A 17,129-nucleotide genomic window follows, 5' to 3' on the forward strand; every position below is an offset into this window, starting at 1 on the left:
GCGTTCATTACTGACGCACGGCCTTACGATTCACCGCTTCAAAACATGCTACGATCTGCTGTTCCAACGATAGAAAATCAGCATGTGCAGCACTTGGCTTTGCACGCAACACGATATCGCAGGATTCAGGTAAGGCAGATTCGTACTTTCGTGCAAGCACGCGGAAACGACGTTTAACGGCATTACGCGTTACTGCGTTGCCGACAGCCTTGGAAACGGCCAAACCGACACGTCGGCCCCGCTTCGCCGTGGAATCGTCAATAATGGCATCGTCGTGCATCAAATAATGCACGACGATGTCTTCTCGCGATACCCTACGACGGCGTTTGAGCACCGCGACAAAATCGCGATGGCTTTTCAGCCGTTCCACCACTCTATGCCGTTAAATCAGGCAGCGAGGGACTTGCGGCCCTTGGCGCGGCGACGGTTGATCAGAGCGCGGCCTGCGCGGGTGCGCATGCGCTGACGGAAACCGTGCTTCATGTGGCGACGGCGGTTGTTCGGCTGGAATGTCCTCTTCATAATTAATGCTCCCGGTGTTTTAGCCATGCCAAGGCACGGCTCCTCATGAGTCAAGCTCTACCAAATTACTCTGACCCCTGAACAGAGTAATTGCCTCCGCTAATTCCTTCACATTTTCATGGGGACTCTCCCCACAAAACAATCCACAAAAAACGTTGGTATATCGCCAAACTCCCCACAAAAGTTATCCACAAACTACATCACTGTTATTCACAATTCAATTATTTCAACACGCTTACCGGTGGATAACTCGGGGAAAAGAGAGTACAAATAAACAGTTGCACTACTGGTAGAAGTCTGTCGAGAAAGGGGAATCCGTGGCCGATACGACAACCGATCCTCTCGATCAGGCTCGCGGAGTATGGTCCGACGCGCTGGCGTTGCTGCACCAGAATCCCGCGCTTTCCGTACGTGACAAAAGCTGGCTGGAAAATGTTTTTCCGGAAGGCATGTGGGGTCCCACCATCGTGTTGTGCGTGCCCAGCGCGGCCGCGCAGCAGACGTTGCAGAACGAATTGAGCCAACCTTTGCTGAAGGCGTTGCGAGAGGCCGCCGAACAGGATATTTTCCCCGCATTCAAGATCGTGGAAAAGAAGGAACCCGCCCAGCCGGCCGTCGAGGAATACCCTCATTTTACCCCCGCGCCTCATGTTGAGGAAACCACGCAGGGCCAGCTTCCCATTCCGGTCGTCATGCCTCCGGAACGCCCCAACACCTTCCAACGAGGCCAGAACAGGCCTTTGCTGGATCCTAAGACCCACCTGAACAAAAACGCCACCTTCGACACCTTCGTTCCTGGCGATTCCAACCGTTTCGCGCGCACCGTCGCATTGGCCGTCGCGGAAGGTTCCGGCCATGATTTCAACCCGCTGTGTATCTATGGCGGCTCCGGCCTGGGCAAAACCCACTTGCTGAACGCCATCGGCAACTACGCGCTGGTCAAGGATCCCTCACTGAAGGTCCGTTATGTGACCAGCGAGGAGTTCACCAACGAATTCATCGAAGCATTGGGCGACACCAACCAGAATTCCGGCCAAATCAAGGAATTCAACCGTCGCTACCGTGAAGTCGACGTGCTGCTGATCGACGATATTCAATTCCTCAGCGGCAAAGACGCGACACTTGAACAGTTCTTCCATACGTTCAATACCCTGCACCAGGCGAACAAGCGCATTGTGATCGCATCCGATGTGCCTCCGAAGGATCTGCAGGGCTTCAACGAACGCCTGATCTCCCGCTTCGAATCCGGCCTGACCGTCGACGTCAAGCCGCCGGATCTGGAGACGCGAATCGCCATTCTGCGCATGATCGCCCATGGGTCCAACGTTCAGGACGACGTGCTCAACCTTATTGCGGAACGTTTCACCGAGAACATCCGCGAGCTGGAAGGCGCACTGAACCGCGTGACTGCCATGGCTTCCCTGAGCGGACAGCCGGTGACTCGCGCGCTGGCGGAGCATACTCTGCAGGACTTCTTCGCGACCGATGTGGAAATCAAGCCCACCGACATCATCACCCAGGTGGCGAAATACTTCTACATCACGTTCGATGACATCGTCGGCCGTTCTCGCACGAAGAAAATCGCGCTGGCCCGCCAGATCGCCATGTATTTGGTGCGTGAGCTCACCAGCATGAGTCTGAACGACATCGGCCAGGTGTTTGGAGGCAAGGACCACACCACGGTGATGCACGCCTACACCCGTATCAGCGATGAAATGCAGGAAAAGCAGGAAATCTACAACTATGTGACGGAGTTGACACTGCAGCTCAAGCAGCGTTCCGGCGAGAAATAACGTTTTCCGCGACTTCGCTCGTTTACGTGTGTTTTTGGACGCCTCAAAAACGATTTTGGCGTTTTCCGCCTTTTTAGGCGCATTTCAGACGCTAAGTGTGAATATTAGTAAAACCTTTATCGGCTACTTTACCGACCGGGCTGACACGCCGGGCTGTGGAAGATTTTTATTGAAGTTATCCACATAGTTATACACAAATTAGGGATTTCTCGGTGGAAAACCCGTTGGAAACGCGAAAATTGGCGGTGGATGAATTGTGGACTATACACAGGCTTCTGTGGATAACTTTTTCTCATTGCCGAGCCTGTGGATAACCCCATGATTTGTCCACACTCCATTCAAAAGTTATCCACAGGTAGTGAGGTGAACTGAACCCTTGCAAAATGTGGGGTCTAATCACTTACCCACATTATCCACAGGCCTTATTATGACGAATATAGATTGTTATAAGAAAATCATCATCGTCACCATAAGTGGGGAATTCCCCACGCTTCGTCAAAACTCTGACAGCTCGCTAAAATGACTTATGGACCGAATGAAACGAGGAAATTAGCCATGAAAGTTGAAGTCAATTCCCAAGCGCTGGCCGACGCAGTAGCCTGGACCACCCGCGTGATCGACGCTCGTCCTGCATCCCCCATTTTGGCAGGCGTCCGTTTGGAGGCCATCGACGGCACTCTCCAGCTTTCCGCCTTCAATTACGCCATTTCCGCCCGCCATCACATTGAAGCAGGCATCGATGAAGCCGGATCCGTTTTGGTGCTCGGCAAGCTGCTGGCGGATATCACCAAGTCGCTTCCTGCTGCGAAAACCTATCTTTCCACCGATGGATCGACCATGACCATCACCTCCGGCAAGTCCACCTTCACCATGCAGCTCATGCCAGATGCCGAATATCCGGATCTTCCGGTAATTCCGGCCAAACTGGGCCAAGTGGACGCGCAAACCTTTACCCAGGCCGTCACCCAGGCGTCCGTTGCCGTTTCCCGCGAGGAGAATCGCCCCGTGCTCACCGGCATCCGCGTGCAGTTCCAAGGCGACAAGGTGATCATGAGCTCCACCGACCGTTTCCGTCTGTCTCGTTCGAGCTTTACGTGGACGCCGGAAAACCCGGACACAAACGCCACCGCACTCGTTCGCGGCGCACTGCTGCGCGACGTGGCACGCTCCCTGGATGAGCACCAGAACATCGTTGTGGACTTCGACACGGAGAATCCGTCGCTGCTGGGCTTCGAGAACGCCGGACGCGTGTCTACCTCGCAGCTGATCGACGGCGAATTCCCCGCGGTCGACCGCCTGTATGCCGACGAATACCCGATTCACGCGGTCATCAACAAGCAGGATCTCATTAGTGCCATCAAGCGCGTCTCCCTCGTTGCCGAGCGCAACGCGCCGATCCGCATGGCCTTCACCAGCCAGGAGCTCACGTTGACCGCAGGAACCGCGGACGAAGCCCAAGCCAAGGAAATCCTCGACATCGACATGGATGGAGAAGACATCACCGTGGCCTTCAACCCGACCTACCTGATCGAAGGCCTGAGCGCCATCGCGGAACCGTTCGTGCGCATGAAGATGACCACCGCTGTCAAGCCTGTGGAATTCAACGGCCAGAAGGAGTCGGATTCCGCGGAATCCATGGACTACCGTTACCTGCTTGTGCCCATGCGTTTCAACAGCTGAACATAAACCGCTCCGCACAAAACGTGGGTGCATCGCAAAAACAGGGCTGAACATGGCTATTACTGCCGGTTCAGCCCGTTTGCATGAATATTCATGAACAATCATATTCGTAAATAATTGCGACTGTCCACGTAAGAAATTTGCTTTATTCTCAAGGATTGTGAATGTATATTTCCCGCCTAGCGCTCGACCACTACCGTTCTTGGGAACATTGCGTGCTCGACTTCGAACCGGGAATCAACATTCTGCAAGGAGCCAACGGACTCGGCAAAACCAATATTGTGGAAGCCGTCGAAGTGCTTTCCACGGGATCAAGCCATCGCACGTCATCATCATTGCCGCTAATCGAAAAAGGGTGCGCTTCGGCCACCATCCGAGCCAATGTGGAAGACGACGAAACGCAACACACCTACGAAGCGACCATCGTGGCGCGAGGTGCGAATCGGGCGCGAATCGATGGCGGAAAATCGCAATACATGCGCGATCTCATCGGGCGCACGCCCTCCGTCTCCTTTACCCCCGAAGATCAGCGTTTGGTAGCAGGCGACCCAGCAACCCGACGTAACTTCATCAACCAGGCCGCTTCCCTGCTGCTCCCCCACTACGCGCAGCTACTGCAACAATTCACGCACGTGGCGAAACAACGCACGGCACTGCTCAAACAACTCGGCGACGGCACGAATACCGATTTGCAATACAGCCAGCAGACGGTCTTAAGCGGGTTGGAAATCTGGACAGGACAATTCATCGATCTCGGCATGAGACTGACACAGGAACGCAACGATGTAATCGCACGCTTAGGGGAGCCTTTCGCGCGAATCTACGCGTCTTTGGCAGGCGACGGCGAGCGGGCGGCGCTCGCATACGAGCCATCCTTCGACGAAGTGATGCTGTTCGACGATCCGGGCGCGGAAATTAGCCGTCATTTCCAGCGCATCTACCCGGGCGAAGTGGCACGCGGGCAGAATCTGATCGGCCCGCATCGCGATGACCTGACCTTGCTGCTCAACGACATGCCCGCCCGTGAATTCGCGTCCAACGGCGAGATGTGGACCATGGCTTTGGCGTTGAAAATGGCGCTATATGAAGCGGTTTCCGCACAATTCGAAAGCAAGCCGATCGTGATTCTCGATGATGTGTTCGCACAGCTTGACGAATCCCGTCGTGGACAGATCCTCGATTTCGCGATGAGGCAGGATCAAGTGCTGATCACCGTCGCTGCGGCAAGCGACATTCCGCAAACGGACGTCGTGCACGCGCATGTAATTGACGTGTCCGCGTTGCGTCGGCAATCGCAAGATGGCGGCGATGCCGATTTGGCGGCGATGATGGCGCAGCTTGCGGCAAGAAGGGAGACTGACCGCTGATGCCTAATCCTCCAATCTGCGAAACATTGCATCTCGACCAACGCAAGTTGCCCGCCGAAGTGTTCGAACGCATCAGCAAACGCGCCGGACGTTACAAGGAACGTGAGGAACGTGCGCGGCAGGCATGGGAGAATTTCGGCAAACCCGGACGCGACCCGCAGACGGTCGGCAATATCTTCAACGTGATCGCAACGCAAGGTTCGTGGACGCCGCATTTGAAAATCGCGCAGATGCAGAATCATTGGGACCAGGTGGTCGGTGACGAAAACGCGCGCCACTCCTACCCCGTCGACCTGCGCGACGGCATTCTGACGATCCGATGCGACAGCCCCGCATGGACCACCACCATGACGTACATGATTCCGCTGCTGACCGACACCATTCGCAGGAGACTCGAGGGCCTGACCATCAACGAAGTGCGCGTCACCGGCCCCCAGCAACAGGGATTCAGCCGAGGGCGAATGGCCAGAAGGACCCGATATTAGCGAAATATCACGCGATATTGGTGTGATATCGGTGTGATAGTTGGTTTGCGATCGGCCGTTCGTCGAATATGTCCCCGGAGATGACCTTTGCGAGGGCTGGAAAATACTTTTCCGAACGCGAAAAACAGGGGTAAACGGCTGAATTTCAAGGATAAATGCCTCTGGCGCGCTGTCCCCCTGCATGAGTAGAATATCAAGCAGTGTATGTAAACGCCTAGAAGGGGCCTTTATTTGCGTTCTAGGTGGTATCACCTGCGTGAATGACCCTCATTGGCGGGAAAAATGCAGGAAGGAATCTCTGTGGCAGACCTTGATGCGGATTCGCTGAACGAATCAGCTGAAAACACGCAGGAAGATCAGATCCAAAACGATCAGCTCGAAGATGCGCAGCTCGACGACACCTTGGCTCCGGAGCATTACGACGCGTCTGATCTGAGAGTGCTGGAAGGCCTTGAGGCGGTGCGAATCCGCCCGGGCATGTACATCGGCTCCACCGGCCCCCGTGGCCTGCACCACCTAGTGTATGAAATCGTCGACAACTCCGTCGACGAGGCGCTGGCGGGCTATGCCTCGCATATCGAAGTGACGATTCTGCCGGACGGCGGCGTGCGCGTGGTCGATGACGGACGAGGCATTCCGGTCGACGAAGTGCCGGGCGAAGGTGTTTCCGGTGTGGAAACCGTGATGACCAAGCTGCACGCAGGCGGCAAGTTCGGTGGCGGCGGCTACGCGGTCTCCGGCGGTCTGCACGGTGTGGGTATTTCCGTGGTGAACGCGTTGTCGACCCGCGTCGACATCGAAGTGCGCCGCCAGGGTTTCCACTGGACCCAGACCTACATCAACCAGAAGCCGACCTCGCGTCTGCTCAAAGGCGAACCGATGGGCGAAGACGAATCCACCGGCACTTCCGTGACCTTCTGGGCCGACGGCGCCATCTTCGAAACCACCACCTACGATTTCGAGATTCTGCGTAACCGTTTCCAGCAGATGGCATTCCTGAACAAGGGCCTGAAGCTGTCCCTAACCGATCTGCGCGAGCCGGACCAGGCAGGAGACGAAGTCGCAGGCGACGGTGACGACAATGCCGAGAAGCATCAGACAGTCACCTACCAGTACAACGACGGCATCAAGGATTACGTCGATTACTTGGTGAAGTCCCGCAAGGCAACCCCGGTCGAACCGGATGTCATCGATTTCGAAGCGGAAGATCTGAAAATCGGCATTTCCGCGGAAATCGCCATGCAGTGGACCACCGCATACTCCGAAGCGGTGCACACCTTCGCCAACACCATCTCAACCACCGAAGGCGGCACCCACGAAGAAGGCTTCCGTGCGGCTCTGACTTCGCTCGTCAATCGTTACGCACGTGAAAAGAACATCCTCAAAGACAAGGACGAGAACCTTTCCGGCGACGACGTGCGCGAAGGCCTGACCGCAGTGGTGTCGGTGAAGCTCACCACCCCGCAATTCGAAGGCCAGACCAAGACCAAGCTCGGCAATTCCGAAGCGAAAACCTTCGTACAGCGCGTGATGACCGACAAGCTCGGCGACTGGTTCGATGCGCATCCCAGCGAAGCCAAGAACATCATCCAGAAGGCCATTGAAGCCTCCCGTGCGCGTCTTGCAGCCAAGAAGGCACGTGAGAATACCCGCCGTAAGTCAATCTTCGAATCCGCGGGCATGCCAGACAAACTGAAGGATTGCCAGTCCAACAATCCTGAAGAGTGCGAACTGTTCATCGTGGAGGGTGACTCCGCAGGCGGCTCCGCAATTCAGGGACGCAACCCGATCACGCAGGCCATTCTGCCGCTGCGAGGCAAAATCCTCAACACTGAGCGTGCAAGCCTTGACCGCATGATGAAGTCCGAAACCATCGAATCGCTGATCACTGCGGTCGGCGGCGGTTACGGCGAGGATTTCGACCTGAACAAAGTCCGCTACCACAAGGTCATCATCATGGCCGATGCCGATGTGGACGGCGCGCATATCGCAACCCTGAATCTGACGCTGTTCTTCCGTTACATGCGCCCGATGATCACCGCCGGTTACGTGTATGTGGCCATGCCGCCGCTGTACCGACTTAAGTGGACCAAGGGTGCGCACGACTTCGTGTATACCGACGCCGAACGCGACCGCGTGCTCGCCGAAGGCAAGGCCGCCGGCCGTCAGCTGCCGAAGGGCGAAGGCATCCAGCGTTACAAGGGTCTGGGTGAAATGAGCTACCAGGAACTGTGGGAAACCACCATGGATCCTGACCACCGCATTCTGAAGCAGGTGCAGATCGAAGACGCGGCCGCAGCCGACGAAACCTTCTCCATGCTCATGGGAGACGAAGTCGAACCTCGCCGTCTGTTCATCCAGCGCAACGCCCGCAACGTCAGCTGGATCGACGCGTAGGGATTTCAAGGACTTCAGGCAAGGTTTCATAAGGATTTAGAAGGACTTAGAAGTTGGCAGACGAAAACAACAGCAACGAAGACGGCCAGTTCGTGCCTGACGGCTCCATGGAGCCGTTGAGCCCGCAGGAGGCCGACAACACCGATTACGGCCTGATGGTGGGCGAACGCATCCAGAAGAAGGATCTGCAGCAGGAAATGCGCGATTCATATCTGGCATACGCCATGTCCGTGATCGTGGACCGTGCGCTCCCGGACGTGCGCGACGGCATGAAGCCGGTGCATCGCCGTGTGATCTACGCGATGTACGACGGCGGCTACCGCCCCGACCGTGGCTACTCCAAGTGCGCCCGCGTGGTCGGCGAGGTCATGGGTAAGTACCATCCGCACGGCGATTTCGCGATCTACGACACGTTGGTGCGTATGGCACAGTCGTGGTCGATGCGTTACACGCTGGTCGACGGCCAAGGCAATTTCGGCTCCCCCGGCGACGATCCGGCCGCAGCAATGCGTTACACCGAATGCCGTATGGCTCCGCTCGCCATGGAAATGGTGCGTGACATCGACAAAGACACCGTCGATTTCCTGCCGAACTACGATGGCAAGACGCAGGAGCCGACCGTGCTTCCAGCACGATTCCCGAACCTGTTGTGCAATGGTTCGTCTGGCATCGCCGTCGGTATGGCCACCAACATTCCTCCGCACAATATGCGCGAAGTGGCCGAAGGCGTGCATTGGGCGCTTGACCACCCAGACGCAAGCCGCGAAGAGCTGCTCGAAAACCTGATCCGCATCATCAAGGGACCGGACTTCCCTACTGGCGCAACGATTCTCGGACACAAGGGCATCGAGCAGGCCTACCGTACCGGCCGTGGTCTGATCACCATGCGCGCGGTGGTGAACACCGAGGAGATCAAGGGCCGTATGTGCCTCGTGATCACCGAACTGCCATATCAGGTGAACCCGGACCGACTGGTCGTTTCCATCCGCGAAGCGGTGCGTGACGGCAAGATCCAGGGCATCGCAGACATGCGTGACGAAACCTCCGGCCGTACCGGACAGCGTCTCGTGCTCGTGCTCAAGCGCGACGCAGTGCCGAAGGTTGTGCTCAACAACCTGTACAAGCATTCCCAGCTGCAACAGACCTTCGGTGCCAACATGCTGGCACTGGTCGATGGCGTGCCACGCACGCTGTCTCTGGACGCGTTCATCCGCCATTGGGTGGGCCACCAGCTGGAAGTCATCGCACGCCGTACCGCCTACCTCAAGCGTGAGGCAGAAGAGCGCGACCACATTCTGCAGGGCTACCTGAAGGCCCTCGACATGATTGACGAGGTCATCGCGCTCATTCGTGCGTCCGAATCCGCGGAAGTCGCACGCACGGGCCTTATGGACCTGCTGGACGTGGACGAAGTGCAGGCCGACGCCATTCTGGCCATGCAGCTGCGCCGACTGGCCGCATTGGAACGTCAGAAGATTCTCGACGAACACAACGAGCTGATGCGTCGTATCGCCGACTACAACGACATTCTCGCCAAGCCGGAGCGTCAACGCAAAATCGTGGGCGACGAGCTTGACGAAATCGTGTCCAAGTATGGCGACGAACGTCGAACCAAGATCCTGCCGTACTCCGGTGAAATGAACGTCGAAGATCTGATTGCGGAAGAAAACGTGGTCGTGACCGTCACCCACTCCGGTTTCATCAAGCGCACCAAGGCCGACGAATACCGTGCGCAGCACCGTGGTGGCAAGGGCATCAAGGGAGCCAAGCTGCGTGAGGACGACGTGGTCGACCACTTCTTCCTGACAAGCACTCACAACTGGCTGCTGTTCTTCACCAACAAAGGACGCGTGTACCGTTTGAAGGCTTACGAGCTGCCGGAGGGGTCGCGCGATTCCAAGGGACAGCATGTGGCCAACCTGCTGCAGTTCGGCCCTGACGAGACGATCCAGACCGTGCTGTCGATTCCGAACTACGAAGTGGCCAAGTACTTGGTGCTCGCCACTCGTTCCGGCAAGGTCAAGAAGACCGCGCTCGCCGAATACGATTCCCCGCGTCAGGGCGGCCTGATCGCAGTGCGTCTCATGGCCGACGAAAACGGCGAGAACGCCGACGAGCTAATCGGTGCCGCACTGTGCAATGCAGAGGATGACATCATTCTCGTGTCGAAGCTGGGCATGAGCCTGAAGTTCCAGGCCAACGACGAGCAACTGCGCCCGATGGGACGCCAGACTGCCGGCGTGCAGGGTATGAAGTTCCGCGAAGGCGACGAACTGCTGGCCATGGACGTGGTTTGGGGCGATTCCGACAAGGATCTGTTCGTGGTCACCAACGAAGGCTTCGCCAAGCGTACCGCCATCAGCGAATACCGCCTGCAGGGCCGTAATGGCTTTGGTGTCAAGGCTGTGCAGCTCGCCGAAGGCCGTGGTTCCCTCGTGGGCGCGGTGATCGTTGAGGAAGATGACCAGATCATGGCCATCATGAAGTCCGGCAAGGTCATCCGTTCCAACGTCGATGAGGTCAAGCGCACTGGACGTACCACTCAGGGCGTGACGTTCGCTAAGCCTGACAAGAACGACGAGATCATCTCCATCGCGCGTAACGAGGAAAAGGACGACGACGAATCCGCGGAAAACGTGGAAAATGCGACCGTGGACGCAACTGCGAACGAGGGTACTGCGCAATCGCCTGAATCTGCCGTTGAAGCCCCTGCTGAAACCAACGCCGAATCCGGCGATGGCGAGAATGTAGAGGCCTGATCGAAGCACGGACAATCGTCTGTGAAAACTGGTAGCCTCAGCTAAGAACTGGGCACAATCTTGCAAGGAGCAACGATGAGCGAGAACAACGAAGGACAGCAAATGCCGGAGGATGGGCATGCACCGCGCGTGGCACGTTCCGCTTCCAGCCAGCCGCTGATTGGTGAGGATCAGGTTCAGGCACATGAGGGTGTCTCCTCCCCCGCTTCCGGCGGCGTGAAGGTTCGTGAGAAGCGTCGTGGCGGTACTCCGCGCGCACGCCGTATGAGCCTGTCTCTGACGCGTATCGACGCATGGTCGGCCGCTAAGGTGGCGTTCATGCTTTCCATCGCGGGAGGAATTATTCAGATCGTTGCGGCAGCTATTCTGTGGGGCATGCTGAACGTGGTTGGCGTGTTCGACCAGGTTACGCAGATCGTGTCCTCCACGGGCTTGGATGCCGGCGGATTTGATTTGACGAACGTGTTCTCGCTGAGCACCGTTCTGAGTGCCGTCACCATCTTCTCCATTGTGGAAGTGGTGCTGATCACCGTGCTCGTGGTGATTCTCACGCTGCTGTACAACGTGGTGAGCACCCTCGTCGGCGGCATCCACGTCACGCTTGGCGACGATTAATAGCTCTGCGGGCTGTTAACAGCAGCGAGCGGCGATAGTGAGTTCAAGCGCAACAAGGCGGTCTGTATCGTGATTCCAATCACGGCACAGACCGCCTTCGTATTTGCCAAAACAGTCTCTCTTGCGTCTCTCCCCTGCCCATGTCTGCCCTATCTATGGCAGATTTCGTCCTCTGACCGGTGACATCTCGCTTATATATGGCAGATCAACTTGCGAAAAAGCCAGTTCGGGGGTATGTTTTGGGTTGTTTTGCCTACCAAGGCTGCCATATATAGGCGAAATATCACCGTACGAACTCTCAAATCTGCCATATATAAGCGAGATAGCGGAGCTGTATGAGAGGAAGTTGCGGTGATAGCTAAAACTATCATGTTTTTTGAGTGGTTGTTTCAGATATGATTGAAACTAGATTGGGTGCGCTGAAATACGTGTTGAAATACGAAAAGAGGGTCTGCCTGGAATAAACCAGACAGACCCTCAATTTCTTCCCGATAATCAGCCGTATTGGCTAAATCGACTAGATCACAGCACGCCCTGGGCGACCATCGCGTTGGCGACCTTGACGAAGCCGGCCGCGTTGGCGCCGAGCATCAGATCACCCTCGTGGCCGTATTCCTTGGCGGCTTCCAGGGAGTTGGCAACAATGTTCTCCATGATGGACTTGAGCTTGCCGTCAACCTCTTCGAAGGTCCAGGAAAGGCGGTAGGAGTTCTGGCTCATCTCAAGGCCGGAAACTGCCACGCCGCCCGCGTTCGCGGCCTTAGCGGGGCCGTAGAGCACGTTGTTGGACTGGTAGACGGCGATTGCCTCCGGAGTGGACGGCATGTTGGCGCCTTCGCACACCACGGTGCAGCCGTTGGCGATAAGGGCCTTGGCGGACTCCTCGTCGATCTCGTTCTGGGTGGCGCACGGCAGGGCGATGTCGCACGGAACGGTCCACACGCCCTTGCAGCCCTCGTGGTACTCGGAGCCCGGCACGCGCTCTGCATATTCCTTGATGCGGCCGCGATGACCCAGCTTGATGTCCTTGACCACGTCAAGCTGAATGCCGTTCGGATCGTAGATGTAGCCGTTGGAATCGGAGGCGGTCACAACCTTCGCGCCGAGGGCCTGAGCCTTCTCGGTGGCGAAGATGGCCACGTTGCCGGAGCCGGAAATGACCACGGTTTTGCCTTCAAAAGAGTCATTGCGCAGCACGCGCATTGCCTCGGCGGTGTAGTAGCACAGGCCGTAACCGGTGGCCTCAGTGCGTGCCAGAGAACCGCCAAATTCGAGGCCCTTGCCGGTGAGCACGCCGGAATACTCGTCACGAATGCGCTTGTACTGGCCGAACAGGTAGCCGATCTCGCGGCCGCCCACGTTGATGTCGCCGGCCGGAACGTCGGTGAACTGGCCGATATGACGGCACAGTTCCGTCATGAAGGCCTGACAGAAACGCATGACTTCGGCGTCGGACTTGCCCTTCGGGTCGAAGTCGGAGCCGCCCTTGCCGCCGCCCATCGGCAGACTGGTCAGGGAGTTCTTCAGAATCTGCTCGAAGCCGAGGAACTTGATGACGCCCTCGTTCACGCTCGGGTGGAAGCGCAGGCCGCCCTTGTACGGGCCGATTGCGGAGTTGAACTGGATGCGGTAACCGCGGTTGACCTGCACCTTACCCTCATCGTCGGTCCATGCGACGCGGAACTTCACCACACGTTCCGGCTCGACGATGCGTTCGAGCACGCCCGCCTTCTCATATTCCGGATGCTTCGCGACCACCGGTTCGAGGCTTTCGAAAACCTCGCGAACGGCCTGCAGGAATTCCGGCTGGTCGCCGTCGCGCTTCTCTACCTGCGCGTACACGCGCTTGACGTACTCATCAGTGAGCATATTCTTCCCCTTCGGGATAGTTAGGTTATCAATAGACGGCCTCATTCTATGTGCACGAATAAGGGCAGCACAAGACCTTGTTCAGGATTTGGAGACGCTTTTGGTGAGCGTTGGTTCCGGACTTGCTTCTTTTTACGGATTGCCATGCCTTGTGTTGACTATAGGATGGAAATGCGGAAAACGTGGGAGAGAGTACGTCCGTAACAGCATCTCGTAATCTCACATACTGGGAGAATCATCATGATTGAAGGATTCAAGAAATTCATTGCACGCGGCAACATGATCGACATGGCGGTCGGTGTCGTCATGGGCGGTGCCGTCACCACGGTGGTTAATTCGATCGTCAACAACGTGATTAATCCGTTCATCGCCATGATTTTCGGCAAACCGAATATGGATGGTCTGCTGGCAATTACATTCAATAATGCGACGGTTTCATTCGGCGCGGTACTTGGCGCGATATTGAATTTCCTGATTATCGCGGCGGCCGTGTATTTCTGCATTCTCGTGCCGATCAACAAATTCCGTGATGTGACCGAGGCGTTGCTCGCCAAAACCAAGCTTTCGGAAGAACGGAGCAAAGCCGAGGAGGAAGCCGCCAAAGAGCCGGAAATCTCCACCGAAGAGCAAACGATCCTGCTGTTGCAGCAAATCCGCGACGAACTTGCCAAGCAGAATGCACAGGATGCACAGAACGTGCCGAACGATTCTGGCACGGTTGCCGGCGTGGACGTAGTGCGGTAGTCATCGTCAGCAATCGTAAGTATCGTCAGCAATCGTAATAATCAATAATCCGAGGCCGTTTCAAGCGGTGATGCAAGTCCCGTCTGAGACGGCCTTTTGCAATGGTCTTTCAGCGGGGTAATTCTTCCATGCGCTGGAATAATACGGACTCTGGAAGGTGCCTCAGCGGGTCATTTGTTCCAGTGACTGGGGGAATCTGGACTGTGGGATGTCTGGTTGCGTCTAGTTTTCTCCAGTGACTGGAGGTTTTGGGATGCTGGGAGGCTTGTTGGCGGGAGGATTCTTCCACTCGGTGGAGGTTTTTGGACTGTGAGGTGCTTGGCTGCGTCCGGTTTTCTCCAGCGGGTGGAGGAATTGGGATGCGGGTTTGGATTTTGGATTTTGGATTTGGGTATGAAAAAAGGGTTTCCGGAAATCACCGGAAACCCTGCCTGTGGAGCTAAGGGGATTCGAACCCCTGACCCTCTCCATGCCATGGAGATGCGCTACCAGCTGCGCCATAGCCCCGTGGAGCTAGCCGGGTTCGAACCGGCGACCCTCTGCTTGCAAAGCAGATGCGCTACCAGCTGCGCTATAGCCCCATAGTTGAAAAAAAGCGGCCGCGCCGCTCTTAATCACTGTGGGCCCGGGAGGACTTGAACCTCCGACCTCATCCTTATCAGGGATGCGCTCTAACCACCTGAGCTACGGGCCCGTTTCTGCTGCACTGTTAAGCACAACGAATTGAAATAATACGTGATAATCAGCGAAAGTCAAAATCCGGTGCGTCTTCGGCGTGTCGTGACATAATGCAGACATGCCGAACAATCATCGTAGCCAGCGTAACAACAGTGGGAGAGCCAGTAGGGGAGCGCGCAATCGTAATCGCACGCTATCCGAAGAAACCACGCAAATCGCTGGAATGACGGTGATCATCATGCGCAAGTCCATCAAAAACATGTATTTGCGCATCAAACCGCCGAACGCGCAAATCGTCATCTCCGCACCTTCTTGCATGTCACAAGCGGCAATCGCACGATTCGTGACGGAACGCAAACCGTGGATCGAACGTGCGCGACGCACCATGCTGCAAGCCAAGGATGAACAGATCCGTCAAAGCGATTTCAATGGTTTGGACGGTGTGAATGGTTCGAATGGTCCGGAAAATCTGAATGGCCTGGAAAATTCGGGCGACGTGGGCGATCGAAACAATCCAGACGATCCCAATAGCTTGAATAATCCGCGCGCTTTCGTGTGGAGCGACGCGGCGAAGGAACGGGCCGTACAGGCCATCAATGCGCAACTGCCGGCGCTGCTTGCGAAATGGTCGCCGATCATCGAGCGGAAGCCAACGCATGTCACACTGCGCATCATGACGTCGAGGTGGGGGTCATGCACGCCGAAAACCGGCCGCATCCGACTCAACCTGCAACTCGGTCTTATGGACCCCAGATTCCTGGAATACGTGCTTGTGCATGAAATGACGCACCTGTGGGAAAATGGGCACGGAGAGGGCTTTCAGCGGCGTATGAGCGCATATTTGCCGCAATGGAGGCAGGTGCGGCGGGAGCTGAACCGTCATGTTGTGTTGTGACGCTTGCGATGCTGTTGCGTTCGCCGTCATGCTGCCATGCTGCGATGAGTTTGCGTAGGGCGATGTTGTTGCGTTGCTTGGGATGTTGAAATACTTGCGATATCGCGCCGTTGCCGTCACATTGCGCAGATTGCCATGATTTGCCACGGCTTGCGAATGTTTGATAACGACGTATAGGTGATTCGTATAGCTTTTTGTGTCCATAAGATGTTCAAAATGCTGAACATCCGCGATTTGCAAGCCTACAATCATGTCACCTGAAACGTTTGCATGCGAACAGTCATGCAGAAAGATCGAACAAGTGAGGAAGGGACCGGCCATGGCTGTATTGAGAAAAGTCGGCATTATCGGAATCGGACACGTGGGTGCGCATGTTGCAAATGCCGTGCTTTCCGCAGGACTGGCCGAAGAACTGAAACTGTGCGACATCAACGATCAAAAGGTAGTCAGCGAATGTCAGGATTTAAGCGATGCGTTGAGTTTCTACCCGCATAATTGCGTGATCGGCAACTACGGCACGCAATACGAGCAGCTAGCCGACTGCGACGTGGTAATCAACGCTGCCGGCGACGTGAAAACCAGTGCCAAAAATCGTGACGGCGAACTGTTCGTCACCACCGACATTGCACGCACCTGGATCTCCCGACTGTTCAACGCAGGCTTCCACGGTGTGATCATCACCATCTCAAATCCGTGCGATGTGGTCGCAACCGCAATCTGGCACATCACCGGCTATGATCCGCGCAAAATCATCGGCACCGGAACCGCGTTGGATTCCGCACGACTGCGCAACGCCATTGCGAAACGCGTCAACGTGGACCAGAAATCAATCTGCGCATACATGCTGGGGGAGCATGGCAATTCGCAGTTCGCCTACTGGTCGAACGTAAACATCGCAGGCAAGCCGCTCACTCAACTCGCGCAAGACAATCCGCAACGATTCACTCTTGACGAGGAGGAAACTGAGCAGGACGCCTGCCGAGGCGGATACCGCGTGTATGCCGGCAAAGAGTGCACGGAATACGCCATTGCAGCCACCGCGGCACGCCTTACGCAAGCCGTGCTCTGCGACGAACACTATGCGACCGCCTGCTCCACGCTGCTTACCGGCGAACAAGGCGAAAGCGGCAATTATGCCAGCCTGCCGTGCATCATCGGCGCGAACGGCGTCGAAGAAGTCCTCAATCCCACACTCACCGAAAGCGAACAGGCCAAATTCCACGCGTCCTGCGAGCATATCCGCGCCAATATCGCGCAACTTGCATGGTGGGACGACGAATGTCATCCCACCATGCGTAGCTGAATCTGTGATTAAATCTGCGGCT

Annotated in this window: 13 protein-coding genes and 3 tRNA genes; 10 read left to right on the top strand and 6 right to left on the bottom strand. The window is 56.4% G+C overall.

The features are described 5' to 3' along the window. Nucleotides 1-7: 7 nt before the first annotated feature. A complete protein-coding gene (gene rnpA / locus CE168_RS06250) occupies nt 8-370 on the bottom strand; it encodes a ribonuclease P protein component (RefSeq protein ID WP_099571672.1) in 363 nt (120 codons plus the stop codon). Nucleotides 371-387: 17 nt separating this feature from the next. Then, nucleotides 388-522: a 50S ribosomal protein L34 gene (gene rpmH, locus CE168_RS06255; protein WP_003807168.1), complete on the bottom strand. Its 135-nt coding sequence runs from the start codon at nt 520-522 to the stop codon at nt 388-390. Between the two features lie 317 nt (nt 523-839). Between rpmH and dnaA the strand changes: the two genes are divergently transcribed. The 7 genes from dnaA (at nt 840) to CE168_RS06290 (ending at nt 11,618) form a co-directional block, all read left to right on the top strand. Beyond that, a complete protein-coding gene (gene dnaA, locus CE168_RS06260; RefSeq protein ID WP_099571583.1) occupies nt 840-2,315 on the top strand; it encodes a chromosomal replication initiator protein DnaA in 1,476 nt (491 codons plus the stop codon). Nucleotides 2,316-2,870: 555 nt separating this feature from the next. Next, nucleotides 2,871-3,995 (top strand): DNA polymerase III subunit beta, encoded by a 1,125-nt coding sequence (gene dnaN, locus CE168_RS06265; RefSeq protein WP_099571584.1) that lies wholly within the window; start codon nt 2,871-2,873, stop codon nt 3,993-3,995. Nucleotides 3,996-4,159: 164 nt separating this feature from the next. After that, a complete protein-coding gene (gene recF / locus CE168_RS06270) occupies nt 4,160-5,362 on the top strand; it encodes a DNA replication/repair protein RecF (protein ID WP_099571585.1) in 1,203 nt (400 codons plus the stop codon). After that, the gene (locus CE168_RS06275) at nt 5,362-5,847 is read left to right on the top strand and encodes a DUF721 domain-containing protein (protein WP_099571586.1); all 486 of its coding nucleotides are present in this window, start codon (nt 5,362-5,364) and stop codon (nt 5,845-5,847) included. Before recF ends, CE168_RS06275 begins: the two co-directional genes overlap by 1 nt. 282 nt (nt 5,848-6,129) lie before the next feature. Further along, nucleotides 6,130-8,244 carry a DNA topoisomerase (ATP-hydrolyzing) subunit B gene (gyrB, locus tag CE168_RS06280; protein WP_099571587.1) on the top strand — a complete coding sequence of 705 codons (2,115 nt, stop codon included), beginning with the start codon at nt 6,130-6,132 and terminating at the stop codon, nt 8,242-8,244. 53 nt (nt 8,245-8,297) lie between these two features. Then, on the top strand, nt 8,298-11,003 hold the full coding sequence (gyrA, locus tag CE168_RS06285; protein WP_099571588.1) for a DNA gyrase subunit A: 2,706 nt from the start codon (nt 8,298-8,300) through the stop codon (nt 11,001-11,003). Between the two features lie 75 nt (nt 11,004-11,078). Beyond that, complete coding sequence (locus CE168_RS06290) at nt 11,079-11,618, top strand: DUF3566 domain-containing protein (protein ID WP_099571589.1); 540 nt, start codon at nt 11,079-11,081, stop codon at nt 11,616-11,618. Nucleotides 11,619-12,140: 522 nt separating this feature from the next. Here the strand turns inward: CE168_RS06290 and gdhA are convergent. Then, on the bottom strand, nt 12,141-13,487 hold the full coding sequence (gdhA, locus tag CE168_RS06295; RefSeq protein WP_099571590.1) for an NADP-specific glutamate dehydrogenase: 1,347 nt from the start codon (nt 13,485-13,487) through the stop codon (nt 12,141-12,143). A gap of 240 nt (nt 13,488-13,727) precedes the next feature. On the opposite strand from gdhA, the gene CE168_RS06300 reads away from it, so the two are divergent. Beyond that, nucleotides 13,728-14,231, top strand: a complete 504-nt coding sequence (locus CE168_RS06300; protein WP_099571591.1) for an MscL family protein — start codon at nt 13,728-13,730, stop codon at nt 14,229-14,231. A gap of 434 nt (nt 14,232-14,665) precedes the next feature. Here the strand turns inward: CE168_RS06300 and CE168_RS06305 are convergent. The 3 genes from CE168_RS06305 to CE168_RS06315 all read right to left on the bottom strand — a co-directional run bounded on the left by CE168_RS06305 (nt 14,666) and on the right by CE168_RS06315 (nt 14,925). Next, a tRNA-Ala gene (locus CE168_RS06305) sits at nt 14,666-14,738 on the bottom strand. A 1-nt stretch (nt 14,739) separates the two neighbouring features. Further along, nucleotides 14,740-14,812, bottom strand: a tRNA-Ala gene (locus tag CE168_RS06310). A 39-nt stretch (nt 14,813-14,851) separates the two neighbouring features. Then, nucleotides 14,852-14,925, bottom strand: a tRNA-Ile gene (locus CE168_RS06315). Nucleotides 14,926-15,132: 207 nt separating this feature from the next. Here CE168_RS06315 and CE168_RS06320 point away from each other — a divergent pair. Further along, nucleotides 15,133-15,804 (top strand): YgjP family zinc-dependent metalloprotease, encoded by a 672-nt coding sequence (locus CE168_RS06320; protein WP_099571592.1) that lies wholly within the window; start codon nt 15,133-15,135, stop codon nt 15,802-15,804. Nucleotides 15,805-16,123: 319 nt separating this feature from the next. Further along, nucleotides 16,124-17,107 (top strand): L-lactate dehydrogenase, encoded by a 984-nt coding sequence (locus CE168_RS06325; protein WP_099571593.1) that lies wholly within the window; start codon nt 16,124-16,126, stop codon nt 17,105-17,107. The last annotated feature ends 22 nt before the right edge of the window (nt 17,108-17,129 follow it).

This window comes from Bifidobacterium sp. N5G01 (assembly GCF_002742425.1).
Taxonomy (GTDB): Bacteria; Actinomycetota; Actinomycetes; order Actinomycetales; family Bifidobacteriaceae; genus Bifidobacterium; species Bifidobacterium hominis.

Bases quoted from the DNA above. Each gene is read 5' to 3' on its own strand.
- rpmH (WP_003807168.1), bottom strand. From the start codon at position 522: ATGAAGAGGACATTCCAGCCGAACAACCGCCGTCGCCACATGAAGCAC.
- dnaN (WP_099571584.1), top strand. From the start codon at position 2,871: ATGAAAGTTGAAGTCAATTCCCAAGCGCTGGCCGACGCAGTAGCCTGG.
- recF (WP_099571585.1), top strand. From the start codon at position 4,160: ATGTATATTTCCCGCCTAGCGCTCGACCACTACCGTTCTTGGGAACAT.
- CE168_RS06275 (WP_099571586.1), top strand. From the start codon at position 5,362: ATGCCTAATCCTCCAATCTGCGAAACATTGCATCTCGACCAACGCAAG.
- gyrB (WP_099571587.1), top strand. From the start codon at position 6,130: ATGCAGGAAGGAATCTCTGTGGCAGACCTTGATGCGGATTCGCTGAAC.
- CE168_RS06290 (WP_099571589.1), top strand. From the start codon at position 11,079: ATGAGCGAGAACAACGAAGGACAGCAAATGCCGGAGGATGGGCATGCA.
- gdhA (WP_099571590.1), bottom strand. From the start codon at position 13,487: ATGCTCACTGATGAGTACGTCAAGCGCGTGTACGCGCAGGTAGAGAAG.
- CE168_RS06300 (WP_099571591.1), top strand. From the start codon at position 13,728: ATGATTGAAGGATTCAAGAAATTCATTGCACGCGGCAACATGATCGAC.
- CE168_RS06320 (WP_099571592.1), top strand. From the start codon at position 15,133: ATGACGGTGATCATCATGCGCAAGTCCATCAAAAACATGTATTTGCGC.
- CE168_RS06325 (WP_099571593.1), top strand. From the start codon at position 16,124: ATGGCTGTATTGAGAAAAGTCGGCATTATCGGAATCGGACACGTGGGT.